The 13591-nt window shown below is 74.0% G+C and carries 13 protein-coding genes and 1 pseudogene; 4 read left to right on the plus strand and 10 right to left on the minus strand.

Translation table 11 applies throughout. The annotated features are described in order from the left end of the window. Positions 1-258 precede the first annotated feature (258 nt). Positions 259-915 (minus strand): maleylpyruvate isomerase N-terminal domain-containing protein, encoded by a 657-nt coding sequence (locus ACIBBD_RS31210; RefSeq protein WP_399422915.1) that lies wholly within the window; start codon positions 913-915, stop codon positions 259-261. Positions 916-1208: 293 nt separating this feature from the next. On the opposite strand from ACIBBD_RS31210, the pseudogene ACIBBD_RS31215 reads away from it, so the two are divergent. After that, positions 1209-1436, plus strand: a pseudogene (locus ACIBBD_RS31215) (enoyl-CoA hydratase/isomerase family protein); the annotation flags it as partial. A gap of 410 nt (positions 1437-1846) precedes the next feature. Here the strand turns inward: ACIBBD_RS31215 and ACIBBD_RS31220 are convergent. Both ACIBBD_RS31220 and ACIBBD_RS31225 read right to left on the minus strand, forming a co-directional pair. Then, positions 1847-3301 (minus strand): FAD-dependent oxidoreductase, encoded by a 1455-nt coding sequence (locus ACIBBD_RS31220; RefSeq protein WP_399422917.1) that lies wholly within the window; start codon positions 3299-3301, stop codon positions 1847-1849. Between the two features lie 39 nt (positions 3302-3340). Continuing rightward, positions 3341-4573 carry a polysaccharide pyruvyl transferase family protein gene (locus ACIBBD_RS31225; RefSeq protein ID WP_399422919.1) on the minus strand — a complete coding sequence of 411 codons (1233 nt, stop codon included), beginning with the start codon at positions 4571-4573 and terminating at the stop codon, positions 3341-3343. A gap of 529 nt (positions 4574-5102) precedes the next feature. Between ACIBBD_RS31225 and ACIBBD_RS31230 the strand changes: the two genes are divergently transcribed. Both ACIBBD_RS31230 and ACIBBD_RS31235 read left to right on the plus strand, forming a co-directional pair. Next, positions 5103-5564, plus strand: a complete 462-nt coding sequence (locus ACIBBD_RS31230) for an AAA family ATPase (RefSeq protein WP_399422920.1) — start codon at positions 5103-5105, stop codon at positions 5562-5564. A gap of 111 nt (positions 5565-5675) precedes the next feature. Beyond that, a complete protein-coding gene (locus tag ACIBBD_RS31235; protein ID WP_399422921.1) occupies positions 5676-6869 on the plus strand; it encodes an MFS transporter in 1194 nt (397 codons plus the stop codon). 227 nt (positions 6870-7096) lie between these two features. Here the strand turns inward: ACIBBD_RS31235 and ACIBBD_RS31240 are convergent, their stop codons facing one another. The 6 genes from ACIBBD_RS31240 to ACIBBD_RS31265 form a co-directional block, all read right to left on the minus strand. Then, on the minus strand, positions 7097-7879 hold the full coding sequence (locus ACIBBD_RS31240) for a cupin (RefSeq protein ID WP_399422922.1): 783 nt from the start codon (positions 7877-7879) through the stop codon (positions 7097-7099). Beyond that, positions 7873-8799 carry a PmoA family protein gene (locus ACIBBD_RS31245; RefSeq protein WP_399422923.1) on the minus strand — a complete coding sequence of 309 codons (927 nt, stop codon included), beginning with the start codon at positions 8797-8799 and terminating at the stop codon, positions 7873-7875. The genes ACIBBD_RS31240 and ACIBBD_RS31245 overlap by 7 nt, the downstream gene beginning before the upstream one ends. Further along, entirely contained in the window at positions 8796-9107 is a 312-nt protein-coding gene (locus ACIBBD_RS31250) for a hypothetical protein (protein WP_399422924.1), read from the minus strand. The genes ACIBBD_RS31245 and ACIBBD_RS31250 overlap by 4 nt, the downstream gene beginning before the upstream one ends. Before the next feature lie 273 nt (positions 9108-9380). Next, entirely contained in the window at positions 9381-9623 is a 243-nt protein-coding gene (locus ACIBBD_RS31255; protein ID WP_399422925.1) for a DUF5302 domain-containing protein, read from the minus strand. A 175-nt stretch (positions 9624-9798) separates the two neighbouring features. Continuing rightward, positions 9799-10215 (minus strand): hypothetical protein, encoded by a 417-nt coding sequence (locus tag ACIBBD_RS31260; RefSeq protein WP_399422926.1) that lies wholly within the window; start codon positions 10213-10215, stop codon positions 9799-9801. An 81-nt stretch (positions 10216-10296) separates the two neighbouring features. Further along, complete coding sequence (locus ACIBBD_RS31265; protein ID WP_399422927.1) at positions 10297-11580, minus strand: NlpC/P60 family protein; 1284 nt, start codon at positions 11578-11580, stop codon at positions 10297-10299. A 279-nt stretch (positions 11581-11859) separates the two neighbouring features. Between ACIBBD_RS31265 and ACIBBD_RS31270 the strand changes: the two genes are divergently transcribed. Next, on the plus strand, positions 11860-13029 hold the full coding sequence (locus ACIBBD_RS31270) for a helix-turn-helix domain-containing protein (protein ID WP_399422928.1): 1170 nt from the start codon (positions 11860-11862) through the stop codon (positions 13027-13029). An 81-nt stretch (positions 13030-13110) separates the two neighbouring features. Here ACIBBD_RS31270 and ACIBBD_RS31275 read toward each other — a convergent pair whose 3' ends face one another. After that, complete coding sequence (locus ACIBBD_RS31275; RefSeq protein ID WP_399422929.1) at positions 13111-13584, minus strand: carboxymuconolactone decarboxylase family protein; 474 nt, start codon at positions 13582-13584, stop codon at positions 13111-13113. Positions 13585-13591: the final 7 nt, after the last annotated feature.

Here is a 13591-nt window from a genome sequence, read left to right on the forward strand (position 1 = left end):
GACGTGGACGAGGTGGGCGCTGCTTCGTCTGCCTGCCCGGCCCGGACCGCGGGTGGGGCCGGGGAGGGGTCCGCCGGTCGCGGCGGGGAGCGCGGTGCGTCAGGTCACCGGGGACGGGGCGACGCACTCGTGGAAGGGCGCGATGCCGACCTCGGCGCGCAGTTCGTCCGTGCGCTCGGGCTCCTCGCAGGGCCGCGGAACCGGCGATCCGTCCCGCACGCCGGCGGGGAGCCGACGACGTGCCGCCGGAGTGAACGTTCAGCCGAGGATGAGCGGGAGTTTCGCGGCGAGGTCGCCCAGCGCGGTCCTCTCCGTGTCGGTGGGGGTGCGCCGTCCGGTGCCGACGAGCAGCGCGTCCCTGTCGGAGAACGAGGCGGGAAAGGCGGTCCCGGCGATCCTCTCCAGCGACGCGCGCGCCGCCGCGAGGGTTTCCGCGGGCGGCTCGGCGGCCGACGGCAGATGCGCGATCAGGTTGAGGTGGTGCAGGGACCATTCGAGCACGTACGCGCGGAGGTAGTCGCCGACGGTCAGCACCGCGTCGCGGGTGCTGACGCGGGCGGCGGGATCGGCGAGTGCGGCGGCGCGGCCCGCGGCGGAACCGACGTCGTCGAGGTGGAACCTGAGCCACCGCGGCTCGCCGTACGCGGCGGCCAGTCGCGGGATCAGCGCGTCGAGCGGGTCCTCGCCGGTCGGTGGTTCGGGCAGGAGGTCCCAGTAGGTGACCGCGTCCACGGTCGGTTCGGTGTCGGCGGGCGTGACCAGGGTGATCAGGACGTCCTGGGCGTCGATGACCAGGTGGCACACCAGGTCCCGCACGAGCCAGCCGTCACAGCCGGAGGGCCGCTCGAAGTCGTCGTCCGGGAGGTCGGCGACCGCCGTGCGCAACGCCGTCCAAGAGAGCGAGAAGAGATCCACCGCGGCACGGTAGTACCGGACCGGAACGGCGAACAAGCGCATTCCGGCGGGACGTCACGATGCCGGACACGGGGCGGGGTCGTCGCCGCCGGAGGCACCGTGGAGTGCGGCCTCATCTCCGTCGGGTGGGCGGGGAGCCCGACCTGTTCACCGCTGTCGGGCTCCGTGCGCGGCCCGATCAGACGGGCCGCCGTGAGGGCGGGCATCAGCGTGTGCGTGACCGGCGTCTCGCGCGGTCCAGGCCATGCCCCATAAGTTACCGACAGGTGGCACGCCGGGCGGGCCACGCCGTCGTCGAGAGCGCGCTCGACGAGGTGGAGAAGGCGCAGGGCCCCCGCGCCCTGGTCACCGCCGCCACCGGCGAGTTCTTCTCCTCCAACGGGCTCGACCTGGACTGGTCGTTCGCCCATGCCGACCAGCACCCGGACTACGTCGTCACCGTCCACGAGCCCCCCGCGCGGATGCTGTCGCTGCCGGTCATCACGGTGGCCGCGCTGCAGGGGCACACCTTCGCCGCCGGCGACCGGAGCGCTTTCCCCGGGCGCGGGGTCCACCTGCCCACCGCACGCCGTACGGCGACGGCGTCTCGACGTCCATGTCCGCCGCGACGCCCAGCGCCCCGACCTCCTCCGCACGGGAGGCGACCCGTCGGCGGGTCTGTGCCCGGCCGATGCCGTTGCCGGCGGAGACGACCGTGCCGGCAGAACCTGTCTGCCCGGGCGGCAGGTCCGTCAGCACGGCGCGGCCGGTGTGGTCCTAGGCCCTGTCGTCACATTCCCGTCTGCCCCGCGACGCCATGCACGCACTCTCGCCGCACCGGGCCCAGACCCGAGTACATCCAGTACGAGGGTCAGGGCCCGGCACACCGAGAGCACGCACCTGACGCCGCAGGGCCGCCCTTCGGGCGACGACGGGAATGTGACGACAGGGCCTAGCCGCCCGCGACCCGTGCCACCGTGTCGGCGGTGCGGTGGAGGCGGGCGCCCTGGCGGAGGAGTTCGTCCTGCACCAGGGCGGCGGGCACCTCGCGCGGGACGCGGCCGAGCCGTACGGCGAGGGCGGCGCACACGCCCGCGGCCTGGCCGGTGGCCATGGCGATGGGCATGACGCGGAAGGAGGAGTGCGCCACGTGTGAGCCGGAGATGCAGCGCCCGGCCACGAGCATCCGCTCGGTGTCGAGGGGCAGCAGGCAGCGCAGCGGGATGTCGTAGAAGCGGCCCTGCGGAACGCGCTTGAGGACGGTTCCCTTGCCGCGCGGGTTGTGGATGTCCACCGGGTACGCGCCGTGCGCGACGACGTCCGGGAAGGACTGGGCGCCCAGGATGTCGTGGCCCGTCAGGTGGTAGTCGCCGAGGATGCGGCGGGTCTCGCGCACCCCGATCTGGGTGCCGCTCTGCACGGCGTACGCCTCCTCGAAGCCGGGGACGCGGGTGCGCAGGAAGCGGTCGATCTGCTCCAGCTGGCGGCGGGCGGCGCACTCGGCGCGGGTGAGGTCCCACACGTCGATGCCGAGGGCTCCGGTGACCCGGGTGCTGTTGATGCTGAGCTCGCGGGGGTGCGGGGTGCCGAAGAACAGGATGTCCTCGCGCGCCAGGCGCAGTTCGCCGGCCCGGGTGGCCTCCTCGACGAGGTCCCACAGGCCGTGCACCCCGCGCCACTGGTCGGGGTGGTCGCGCACGTACTCGGCGAAGCGGGGGGCCGCGAAGTCGGCGACGCGGAACATCAGCGTCATCGGTTGCACCCGCCCGTCCTCGGGCCGGCCGACCTCGAACGGCGCCCCGGCGGCGGCCGCCACGTCGCCGTCCCCGGTGCCGTCGACGACGACGCCGGCGTCGATCACCACGGGTCCGGACTTCGTCTCGAAGACGACCCGCCAGCCGTCGTCCAGGGGCAGCGCGGTGGACGCGAAGGCGTGCAGCAGCAGTCGCACGCCCGCCTCGTCGAGCAGGTCGAGGAGGACGAGCTTGAAGATCTCCGGGTCGAACGGGACGGTGTAGCCGGTGTCCAGTGAGGGGGGAACGCAGCCACCGCGGGCGGTGAGCCGGTCCAGCAGCCGCCACAGGAACCCGGCCACGACCGGTTCGCCCTCGCCGTGGTCCGAGGGCAGCAGCCGGTTGTCCAGGCCCGCCTCGTCGAACACGGCCTGTTTCTGCTCGTTGTGGAACGACATCAGCGGCATGACGAGGGCGGCGGTGGCGTTGCCGCCGAGGAAGCCGTACCGCTCCACCAGGACGACGTCGGCGCCGGCGTCGGCGGCCGCGTGGGCCGCGGCGGTCCCGGCCGGCCCGCCGCCGACGACCAGGACGTCCACCCGGCCCCCGTGGTGTGCCGGGCGCGGGGGGAGGGTGACGGTACGGGGCTCTCGGGGCGCTTCCAGGAGGGGCATGGCTTCTTCCCGTCGGCTGGTTCTGCTGGCTGCGGGGCGTCAGGCGCGGAAGGCGGTCGTCGCCCGGGACGGGTCGCCCGCGACGGCACCGAGTCCGAGACGGTCGCCGCGGGCGAGGGTTCCCCCGATCTCGAGGGTGTCGAGGAGGGTGCCGCAGCGGACGCAGGTCTCCCGGGCCAGGTCCCGCAGCCGCAGGATGCGGGCGTTGAGGTCGGCGCGCCGCTGCGGGAACTCGTCCCAGAGCCGGTCCACCTCCGCCAGCAGCAGCCCGGCCTGTTCGCGGTCCACGCCGACCAGCGCGGGCGCGCCCATGCGGCGGGCGAAGTCGAAGACCTTGCCGGAGTACGGCAGCGGCAGCACGGGCAGGCCGGACAGCGCCGCGAAGATCAGGAAGTGCAGGCGCATGCCGACCACCAGGTCCAGGTGGCTCATGAAGCCGAGGACCTGCCCGGGGCTGTAGGAGTTGTTCAGGATCCGTCCCTTGTCCGGCGCGGTCATCCGGGACAGCACGCCGTGGGCGTGGCGGACGTCGTGCCGTTCCATCGGGACGAAGACCACGTGCGCGTCGAGACGCCGGACGAGGAAGTCGGCGACGTCGGCGAGGAGCGCGTGGTAGTCGCTCTCGTCGAGTTTCTCCGCCGCCCGGCCCGGCTCACGCACGGACATCCCCACCAGCCTGACTCCGGCCGGGACGCCCTCCTGGCGCATCATCTGCTCGGTGAACGGCTCCGGCGGCAGCAGCAGCGCCGGGTCGGCGGTGACGGTGAGGTCGCGGTCGACGCCGACCTCCTCCAGGACGAGCCGGGACTCCTCGTCGCGCACGACGACCTCGTCCATGGCGGGCAGCACCGTGCGCACCGCGTGCCGGTCGTCGGCCTCGCGCAGCGGACCGGCGCCGACGGCGTAGGCGAAGGTGGGCACGCCGCGGGCCTGGGCGGCGCCGACGAGCCGCAGGTACCGGCGGGCCTCACCGTCGTACAGGATGCCGCCGCCGCCCAGGACCAGCAGGTCCAGGCCCTCCAGGACGTCGAGTACGCCCCTCTGCGGGACGTTTTCCCAGGCGACGACCTCGTCGGCCTCGGGCTGGTGCAGGCGCGTGTGCTCGGCGTCGCGGCTGAGGACCACCAGCCCGGCGTCCGGCCGGTGCGCGCGCAGGCAGCCCAGGACACAGGTCAGGATGGCTTCGTCTCCGGTGTTGTAACCGCCGTACGAACCGAGCACGCCGATGCGCGGACCGGTCCGGCCGGGCGGTGAGGGCGAGGTGATGGTCATCCGGCCTCCTACGGGACGCGGCAGTGGGGGCGGTCACCGGGGCGCGGGCACGCGGCTGCGCCGTCGTGCCGTCGGCACCGGGTTGCCTGCCCCACCCGGAGAAACCGGCCGACGGCTGCCCGGGTACGCCGGCGAGCGGGGCGTTGTGCCCAGTATGCGGCTGTATGTGCCCGAGCGCGGTTCGGGCGCGGGCCGGCGCGGCCCGACGGAGGCGTGTGGGGGTCGCCGGGGCCCCGCCCGCCCGACGCCTGTGCGGCCGGGCGGAGGCGTGCGCGGCGTTGCAGCCGCACCGTCGGGTGGACCGGGCGCCGTCGTGTGCGGCCGGGCCTGCCGGGGCACTCGGACCCCGGCCGGGCAGAGGTGGTGTGAGGGAGGTCCTGATGACGGCGCTCGGACCGCGCCACGGCCGCCACGACGATGGCGGCGAAGTGCCCCCGTGCGGTTACGCCACGCTCGTGAACCGCGGCGCAGTGGCCGGCGCCCGGGTGTGCTCCTTCGCGGCCCGACGGACGGGTGAGGGCTGAGCGCGGTGGTGGAGCTGGCGGTGCTCGTCGGGTTGCAGGCGTCGGGGAAGTCCACGTTCTACGAACAGTGCCTGCGGGACGGTCACCTCCTGGTGAGCAAGGACCTCTTCCCGCGCTCCGCCCGGCACAAGCAGGCCCGGCAGATGCGGCTGGTGGAGGAGGCGCTCGCGGCCGGGCGGTCGGTGGCGGTCGACAACACCAACCCCTCGCGCGAGGAGTGGGACCCGCTGGTCGCCGCGGCCCGCGCCCACGGCGCCGCGGTCGCCGCGTACTGGTTCCCGCCGGACCTGGCGGACTCGCTGCGCCGCAACGCCGCGCGCACGGGCCGCGCGCGCGTGCCCGACGTCGGTGTCCACGCGACGCTGCGGCGCCTGCGCCGTCCCGCGCGCAGCGACGGCTTCGACGCCGTGTACGACGTCCGGTTCGACGGGCGGGGAGGATTCGAGGTCCGGCCGGCGGTCGGCTGACCTTCCGGGGGCTCACGCGGTCGGCGCCCGCTCCCAGCCCCGTCCCCGGCCGGCGGCGCCCCGGGCATGCCGCGCCGGTGCGGGGCGCCGTGCGGGACTACCTTCGGCGTCATGAACGGTGATCGCCGAGGGTGGCGCCAGTGTCTGCTCGGCGGGGCGGTGTTCGCCGTGTGCATGGCCGGCACGACGCTGCCGACCCCGCTCTACGGTCTCTACCAGGAGGAGTTCGGGTTCTCCGAACTGGTCGTGACCGCCGTGTACGCCGTGTACGCGTTCGGAGTCATCGGCGTGCTGCTGCTGGCGGGCAACGCCTCGGACACCGTGGGCAGGCGGCCGGTGCTGTTGACGGGCCTGGGTTGCGCGGCGGCGAGCGCCGTCTGCTTCCTGTGTGCCACCGGTCTGGGCTGGCTCTACGCGGGGCGGCTGCTGTCGGGGCTGTCGGCCGGACTGTTCACCGGGGCCGCGACCGTGTACGTGATGGAGTCGGCGCCGTACGGTGGCCGCGCCCGGGCCACGTTCGTGGCGACCGCCGCCAACATGGGCGGGCTGGGCTGCGGTCCGCTGCTCGCCGGGGTGCTCGCGCAGTACGCGCCCTGGCCGCTGCACCTGCCCTTCGTCGCGCACCTCGCGCTGGTGGCCGGCTCGGTGGCCGTCCTGCTGCGGCTGCCGGAGACGGTACGGGAACGGGGGCCGCTGAGCGCCGTACGGCCGCAGCGTCCCGGTGTGCCCGCGCCGGTACGAACGGTGTTCGGGCCCGCTGCGATCGCCTCGTTCGTGGGGTTCGCGCTGTTCGGGGTCTTCACGTCGGTCAGTCCGGCGTTCCTCGCGCAGTCCCTGGACGTGGACAACCACTCCGTGAGCGGGCTGGTGGTCGCGCTCGCCTTCTTCGCCTCGACCGCGGGGCAGCTGGCGGTCGGGCGGGTCGGGGTGGCGCGTTCGCTGCCGCTGGGCTGCGCCGGACTCTTCGCCGGGCTGGCGCTGCTCGCGGGCGCGCTGCGGTGGGATCTGCTGCTGCTGGTGGTGCTGAGCGCGCTCGTCGGCGGGGGCGGGCAGGGGCTGGCCTTTCGCGGCGCGCTGTCCGCGGTGGCCGAGGCGTCTCCCCCGGAGCATCGCGCGTCGGTGCTCTCGACGCTGTTCGTGGTGGCGTACGCGGGCATCTCGGTGCCGGTGATCGGTGTGGGGGTCCTGTCGGAAGCCGTCGGTCTGGAGGACGCGGGGCTGGTGTTCATCGCGTGCATGGCCGTCCTGGTGTCCACCGCCGCCGTCTACCTGCTCCGGCGGCGGCCGGTGCGGACGAGGACGTGACACGAACGTGGCAGGCGCACTGAGGACGTGACACGAACGTGGCAGGCGCGCGGAGCCCCGGCGCTCAGGCGAGCAGCACCAGGGCGCCGCCGCCCGCGTCCCGGTCGGTGGCGTCGGTGGCGGGGCGCCCCGCCCCTCCCCCGCGTCCCGCCGCACCGCGCAGGCGCCCGGCAGTGCGGCCGGGCGGTCAGAGGGCAGGCGGGCCACGGCGGTGGCGTGGCCGACGCTCAGGGGGGCGGGTCGCGCCGCTGCTCCCCCAGGTAGGGAAGCGTCGTGCCCGGCAGCGCGTACTCGTCTCTGCGGCCGCACATGCCGAAGCCGCCGAGGCGGGTCGGCGCGGCCTCGTACGCGGTCGACCGGGCGAGATACGCCGGGTCGCCCGCCGCCAGCGCGTCGAGCTGGGCGCCGGTGCGTTCGACGGTGGCCAGGGCGCCGGCCCGCCACAGCTCGCGCCAGGCCGGCACCTTGTCGCGCACGAGCCGGGCCGCGGCCCGCTGGAACTCCCGGTAGGGTCCGCCGTCCCCGGCGACGAGGGCCTCGCGCAGGGCGAGGTAGCCCTCGACGGCGAGGTCCCGGCGGCGCCGGGCCGCCGCGGCCGTCTCCGGTCCCGTGCCCGGCGGGAGGGTGGCCGCGGCCGCGTACGCGTCGGGGTCGGCGAGCACCTCGGGCGGGAAGGTGAAGACGGCGTCGCCCGCCTCGGGCAGGCCGCTGTTCTGCATCAGCACGGTGACGCGCAGGCCGCCGCCCTGCACCATGCGGTGGACGGTGCCCGGGGTGAACCAGGCGACGGAGCCGGGCTCCAGGGGGATGTCGCGGTAGCCCTCGGGGCTCAGAGTCTGCACGGCTCCCCGTCCGCCGGTGACGACGTACGCCTCCGTGCACACCAGGTGCAGATGGGGGCTGCCGCCGCAGACGCCGTCGGCGGCCTGCCAGTCGTAGGCGCTCAGGTGGGACAGGCCCACGGCGCCGGGCAGGGGGTGCGGGAGGGCCGGCGCGGGGTCGCTCACCATGCCAGGCCCTCCAGGTGCGCGGCGACGCGGTCGCGGTCCCAGGCGCCGTCGGCGAAGACGACGCGGTAGCGGTAGCGGAAGGACTCGCCGGGCGGCAGCCGGAACTCCTCGAAGAACGCCCAGGAGAACGCGACCGTCGGGATCGGCTCGGAGCGCACGAACCAGTGCGACTCGTGGATCGCGCGCCGCTCGTCGAGGTTCTCCGGCGCGTGCGCGAAGACGATCGTGGAGTGGGCGTCGACCTCGTCGTGTTCGGCGGTGAAGGCCAGCCACGGGCCCTGGGTGCCCATCAGCTTCTCGGCGCCGGCGTCGGCGTCCGGGGCGAAGGCGGTGCCGCCGGTGAAGTCGCGCGGGCCGCGCCACTGCAGGCCGGTGTAGCCGGCCATCTCACGGCCCGCGGTGGTCGGGGAGCCGAAGGCGAGGGGTTCCTCGCGCAGGTTGGTGAGGTGGATGGACCAGTCCAGGGCCCAGGCGCCGGCCTCCTCGTCGACCGAGTGGACGGTCAGTCCGCGTGCCTCGCGCGCCCACTCGGCGCCGCCGTTCTCCACCCAGGCCAGCTCCTCGGTGAAGGTGAGCCGGTCGTCGGTGACGGCGAGGTCGGTAAAGCCGTCGTGGCGCATGGAGCCGACCCGTTCCGGCAGGGCCAGATAGCCCTGGCCGTGGACGTAACTGTTGCCGCCCCAGAAGTTCTGACCCGACAGGTGACTCGCCGTCATCTGCAGGCCCTTGTGCCAGCGGTGGTCGTTCGGGCGGTAGCCGGTCACCGTGCGCCCGGCGAGGGTGCGCACCGGGTGGGCGTACGGCTTGCGGGACTCGAAGGCCTCGGGGTCCGGGCGGTAGACGTAGCGGAGGATCTCCGTGCCGTTGCCCGCGACGACCGCGATGTGGTCGCCGTGGGTGTGACTGACGCGGATGCTCATGCGCGCTCCTCGGGGGCCCGGTGGAGGTGGTCGTCGTACAGGGCCGAGGAGTGGGGGTCGTCACCGGAACCGGTGCCGCCCGCGGGGACGGGGTGGCCCGTGAGCGCGGGCTGGTGGACGGCGAGTCGCCGGACGGTGTCGAGCCGGTCGGGAGCGGCGTCGAGCCGGTCGGGGACGGCGTGAAGCGAGCCGGGGGCGGCGGCGACCGGTTCGGCGCGGTCGTCCTGGGCTCTGAGGGTGGGCAGGTGGCTGCCGGTGACGAGGGCGCCGGTGCCGGCGACGCGGCGGCGGGCGGGAGAAGGGGACATGCGGTCCACCTCGGACGGCCGACGGACAGGAGACGCAGTAAGCGCTTGCACCGAGCCGACCCTAGAGCAGGCCTAATGTCCGGACAACCCCCGTGCGGGAGGAAGATCAGAAGGAGGCGGGGCCGGGGCCCCCGCGGGGACGAAGACGACGGGGACCGGGTGGTCCCTCGTCCCCCGGTGGGACCCGGCCGACACGGCGTCGACACCTTGGTCGAGCCGTGTCCGGCCAGGTCCGGCCGTGTGCGGCCGGGTCCCGGGCGGTGGGCCGGGGACTCAGCCGCCGCTCTTGCGCCGGAACGACCGCTGGCTCGAGGCCGGGCCGTGCGCACCACGGACCTTCGACGCCCCGCTGTTCGCGGCGTGTTCTGCGGCGTCCGCCTGCATGCCGCGCTTGCGCGCCAGCGCCTCCTGGAACTTGCGCTTCAGGTCGTACTGGCCGTCCTCGTCGGGCGTGAGGGCGGGGGTCTCGGCGCCGTCCGGATCCGAACCTTCCTGCGGTGAGAGTTCTGCAGCCATGGTGGCCTCCTGGGTTCGGGCAGTGGAGTGCACAGCTTGTCATGCCGGGACCCCCCACGGTGGCCGCGGCCGCCTCGTCACCTGCCGGAATCAGCCAACCGACCCGGAGCTGGGCGCCGTCCCGGCGGGTCGAGCGCCGCCCCGGGCGGCCGGTGGGGCCTGCCGCCCCGGACGGTCAGCAGTCGGGGACGCCGTCGATCCAGTTGGTGACGTTGTCGATGTAGTAGCTGGCCATCCAGCCGCGTTCGCCGTGCGTGGGGGCCACCCACAGCCAGTACGGGTTGCCGCCGACGCTCTGGCCGCCGTACTCCTGGCAGTAGACGTAGACGGCCTCGGGGGCGCTGACCTGGTTGACGATGCGGTCGCACTCCCAGGTGGACGGGTACAGGTGGCAGAACTCACCGCCAGCGCGGATGTTGACGCCCGTGGCCCAGACGCCGTACCAGCCCACACCGTGCCCGTCGGCATGGGCGGTGCCCGCCGTGCCGACCACGGTGCCGGCGGTGGCGAGGACGGTCGCGCCGACGGTGGCGGCCAGGCGGGTGCGCAGCCAGGCGGCCGGGCGACGGGAGGTGTTCTTCACGAAAGCCATCTTCTCCTCTGGTTCTCCGGGTGGTGTCGGGAAGTTGTGGAGTCGTGCCGTGCGGTGGTGCGGGAGAGCGGGCACGCGGCCTCAGAACCAGCCCGTGCAGACGATGGAGCCGCCCTTGCCGTTGGTGCCGCAGGCACGCATCACCAGCCCGTTGTCGTTCCACTGCGTGGTGTACGCGTCGCCGCCCGAGGTGACGGTCGTGTAGCCGAGCATCGGGTCCCAGGTGTCACCGCCGTCGGAACTGCGGTCGACCCAGACCTCGTCGCCGACGGTGCCGCCGATGATGCGGCCCCAGGCGCAGGCGGTGGTGCTGTTGTAGCGCAGCTCGACCGTGCGGCCGAGCAGGGTGGCGGACTTGGCCGTCCAGGCGCCGGCGGAGTCGGGCTGGGTGCCGTCTCCGCAGGAGGTGTTGGAGTCGGCGCCGTCGAGTGTGCCGCCGATTCTCGGATAGTCCCCGCAGGACGGCACCCCGGGCATGACCGCCGGGCCCTGAAGGAAGAGGTTGCTGATCCAGCTCCGGTAGTCCGGCAGGTACGTCCAGACGTTGTTCACCATGCCGTCGACGGTGGCCCGCTCCCCGACGCGCTGGCACAGGGCCCGTACGGCGACCGAGATGCCGTTGTCGATGCGCCAGTTGACGGCGCTGCCCGTGTGGGAGTCGGCGCGCAGGTTGGGCTGGCCCCACGTCTTCACGTGCTTGCCGAGCCCGTCGTACTCCCACACCGGGAACGTGCCCGGCACGTTGGGCCGCAGCGCTCCCTGGTAGCGGTCCCACTTGGCGTCGGCGACCCGGATGACGGTGCCCGAATGGGGCGCCTCGACGATCTTGCCTCCACCGAGGTAGAGGGCGACATGGGTGATGCCGTCACCGAAGTACAGGATGTCGCCCGGCAGCAGAGGGGCCTCGCCCTGTGCCTTGGTGAACCTGGTGTGCGCGTATCCGGGGTTCTGCCAGGTGGACTGTGTGGTGCGCTCACTGATGATGTCCTGGCGCGTGGACTTGTACCAGGCCCAGCGCACCAGGCCGATGCAGTCGAAGCTCCAGAACTCCGGGTCCCTGAGGGACAGCGGGTCCGTCGGGTCGAGCATGCCCTGGCTGGGGCCCGGAAGACCCGCGGCGTGGCCGCCGCCCCAGGCGTAGGTCCAGTTCACGTAGCGGCAGGCGACGTCGACCGCGTCCTCGGCGGCGATGCTCGCTCCGGACTTCAGTGGCGCGCAGGTGTCGACGGCCGGCGCGGCGGTCGCCGGTGCGGCGGTCGGCAGCGCCAGACAGGCGGCCGCGACGGCGGCGGTGAGCAGGAGCCGCAGCAGACGGAGGCGGCCGTGTGGTCTTCGGCCGCCGCCGCCCTGCTCGGGTCTTCTCATGGTGTTCCCCGTTTCTCCGGTCGTGGTCTTGCTCGTTGAGGTCCTGGTGGTCGTGGGTCGTGGTCGTGTCGTCTTGGTGGTCGTGGTCGTGATGGGTCCCGGGCGTGACCGTGGTCGGTGGTCGGCGGCCTGAGGGCCCGGCCCCGGAAGGGCACCCGCACAAGGCCCGGGTACGAGCAGCAAAGCAGCTCTCACCAGATCCTTTGTGCGGGTGTACAACCTGTGGACAATTGGCAGACAATCCGGCCGCCGGGGCCGGCCGCATCGGGGGAGTCCTTCATGGGCAGGCAGGAACGGCCGCTCGACCCGGGCGGCGGCCCGCTCGCGTTCTTCGCCCAGGATCTGCGCAGGCTGCGGCGTGCCGCGGGGTCGCCGTCCTACCAACGCCTCGCCGCGCGCACCCACTTCGCCGCCTCGACCCTGGCCGCCGCGGCGGCGGGCAGGAAGCTTCCGAGCGCCGCGGTTCTCGCCGCGTACGTGGAGGCGTGCGGCGGCGACGTGGCGGAGTGGGAGGCGAGACGTCGCGCGCTCTGGGCGTCACTGGCGGAATCCCCGACCGCTGACGCGCACCCCACGGCGTCTCCTGCCGGGCCTCCCCCCGTCGCGTCCGAACCTCCGGCCACAGCCACCACCCCCGCCACCCCCACCAGCACCGCCACCGACCCCGGCACCGCGCACCCCGCGGCCACCGCCACCGTGCGCACCGGGACCGGCGCCGCGCAGTCCCCGGTCACCCCGCGGCATCCGGCATCGTCCCACCGGCCTCCCGCGCGACGGGACGGTCGCGGGCGTTCCCCTCTGCGCGGGCGTCGGCCGTTGTGGCGATGTGCGGGGATCGGCCTCACCTGTCTGCTGCTCGCCACCACCAGCGCCGCGTCACCGCCCCGGAGCGACGCGGCGAATGCCGCGGCCACCGAGGTCTGGTTCAGCCCGGACGCCGACATTCCGCAGCGCTACCGTCCGGCCATCGTCGCGGCCGGTACCTCCTGTGCCGCGCCCCAGGTGTCGCCCGCCCTCGTCGCCGCGATCCTCAAGGCCGAGTCCGACTTCGATCCGCACCTGAGCGATCCGGCCAAGGACGAGTACGGCATCGCCCGCTGGACGCCACGGGTCCTGCGGTACTACCTGCCGGAGGAGCAGCAGAAACGCGTTCCGGAGCCTCCGCTGGCTCCCGAGATGTCGATCGCCGCCCTCGGCCGCATGCTGTGCACGCTCGCTCCCCAACTGGAGGGCGTGGCCGGAGATCCGGTGCTCAACCTGGCGGCGGCCTACCGTACGGCGACGTGGATCGTGCAGAAGGAGAACGGCATCCCGGCACGCGTCCGCCCCTACACGGACCGGGTGCGCGTCCACCTCATGCGGTACGCCCCCGAGGACGGGGCGTGCCTGCCCTACGCCGCCGCGGCGAGCTCCTATCCGGCGCCCTGCGACCAGAGCCGGCTCTCGTGAGACGGGATGTCCGGTCCGGTCCGCCCGGCGACGCCCGAAGGGCCGGTGCGCGACCGCACCGGCCTCCGGGTCCACGACCGGCTACGCGAACTGACCGGGCTGGTAGTCGCCGGCGGGCTGCTGGACGACGACGTTCATCCGGTTGAAGGCGTTGATGAGGGCGATCAGGGAGACCAGCGCGCCGAGCTGCTCCTCGTCGTAGTGCTTGGCGGCGTTCGCCCAGGCCTGGTCCGTGACGCCGCCGGACGCGTCGGCGGTGCGGGTGCCCTGCTCCGCCAGCTCCAGGGCGGCGCGCTCGGCCTCGGTGAAGACCGTGGCCTCCCGCCACGCCGCGACCAGGCTGAGGCGCACCGGAGACTCCCCCGCGGCGAGGGCGTCCTTGGTGTGCATGTCGGTGCAGAAACCGCACCCGTTGATCTGGCTCGCGCGGAGCTTGACCAGTTCCTGTGTCGCGGCGGGCAGCGCCGAGTCCGAGAGGACGCGGCCCGCCGAGACGAGGTGCTTCAGGAACTTGCCTGCGGTCGCGTTGGTGAAGAGGTTCAGTCGGGCGTCCATGGTGTGC

The sequence above is a fragment of the Streptomyces sp. NPDC051315 genome (assembly GCF_044455165.1).
Classification (GTDB): Bacteria; Actinomycetota; Actinomycetes; order Streptomycetales; family Streptomycetaceae; genus Streptomyces.

Bases quoted from the DNA above. Each gene is read 5' to 3' on its own strand.
- ACIBBD_RS31220 (WP_399422917.1), bottom strand. From the start codon at position 3,301: ATGCCCCTCCTGGAAGCGCCCCGAGAGCCCCGTACCGTCACCCTCCCC.
- ACIBBD_RS31225 (WP_399422919.1), bottom strand. From the start codon at position 4,573: ATGACCATCACCTCGCCCTCACCGCCCGGCCGGACCGGTCCGCGCATC.
- ACIBBD_RS31235 (WP_399422921.1), top strand. From the start codon at position 5,676: ATGAACGGTGATCGCCGAGGGTGGCGCCAGTGTCTGCTCGGCGGGGCG.
- ACIBBD_RS31240 (WP_399422922.1), bottom strand. From the start codon at position 7,879: ATGGTGAGCGACCCCGCGCCGGCCCTCCCGCACCCCCTGCCCGGCGCC.
- ACIBBD_RS31245 (WP_399422923.1), bottom strand. From the start codon at position 8,799: ATGAGCATCCGCGTCAGTCACACCCACGGCGACCACATCGCGGTCGTC.
- ACIBBD_RS31250 (WP_399422924.1), bottom strand. From the start codon at position 9,107: ATGTCCCCTTCTCCCGCCCGCCGCCGCGTCGCCGGCACCGGCGCCCTC.
- ACIBBD_RS31255 (WP_399422925.1), bottom strand. From the start codon at position 9,623: ATGGCTGCAGAACTCTCACCGCAGGAAGGTTCGGATCCGGACGGCGCC.
- ACIBBD_RS31260 (WP_399422926.1), bottom strand. From the start codon at position 10,215: ATGGCTTTCGTGAAGAACACCTCCCGTCGCCCGGCCGCCTGGCTGCGC.
- ACIBBD_RS31265 (WP_399422927.1), bottom strand. From the start codon at position 11,580: ATGAGAAGACCCGAGCAGGGCGGCGGCGGCCGAAGACCACACGGCCGC.
- ACIBBD_RS31270 (WP_399422928.1), top strand. From the start codon at position 11,860: ATGGGCAGGCAGGAACGGCCGCTCGACCCGGGCGGCGGCCCGCTCGCG.
- ACIBBD_RS31275 (WP_399422929.1), bottom strand. From the start codon at position 13,584: ATGGACGCCCGACTGAACCTCTTCACCAACGCGACCGCAGGCAAGTTC.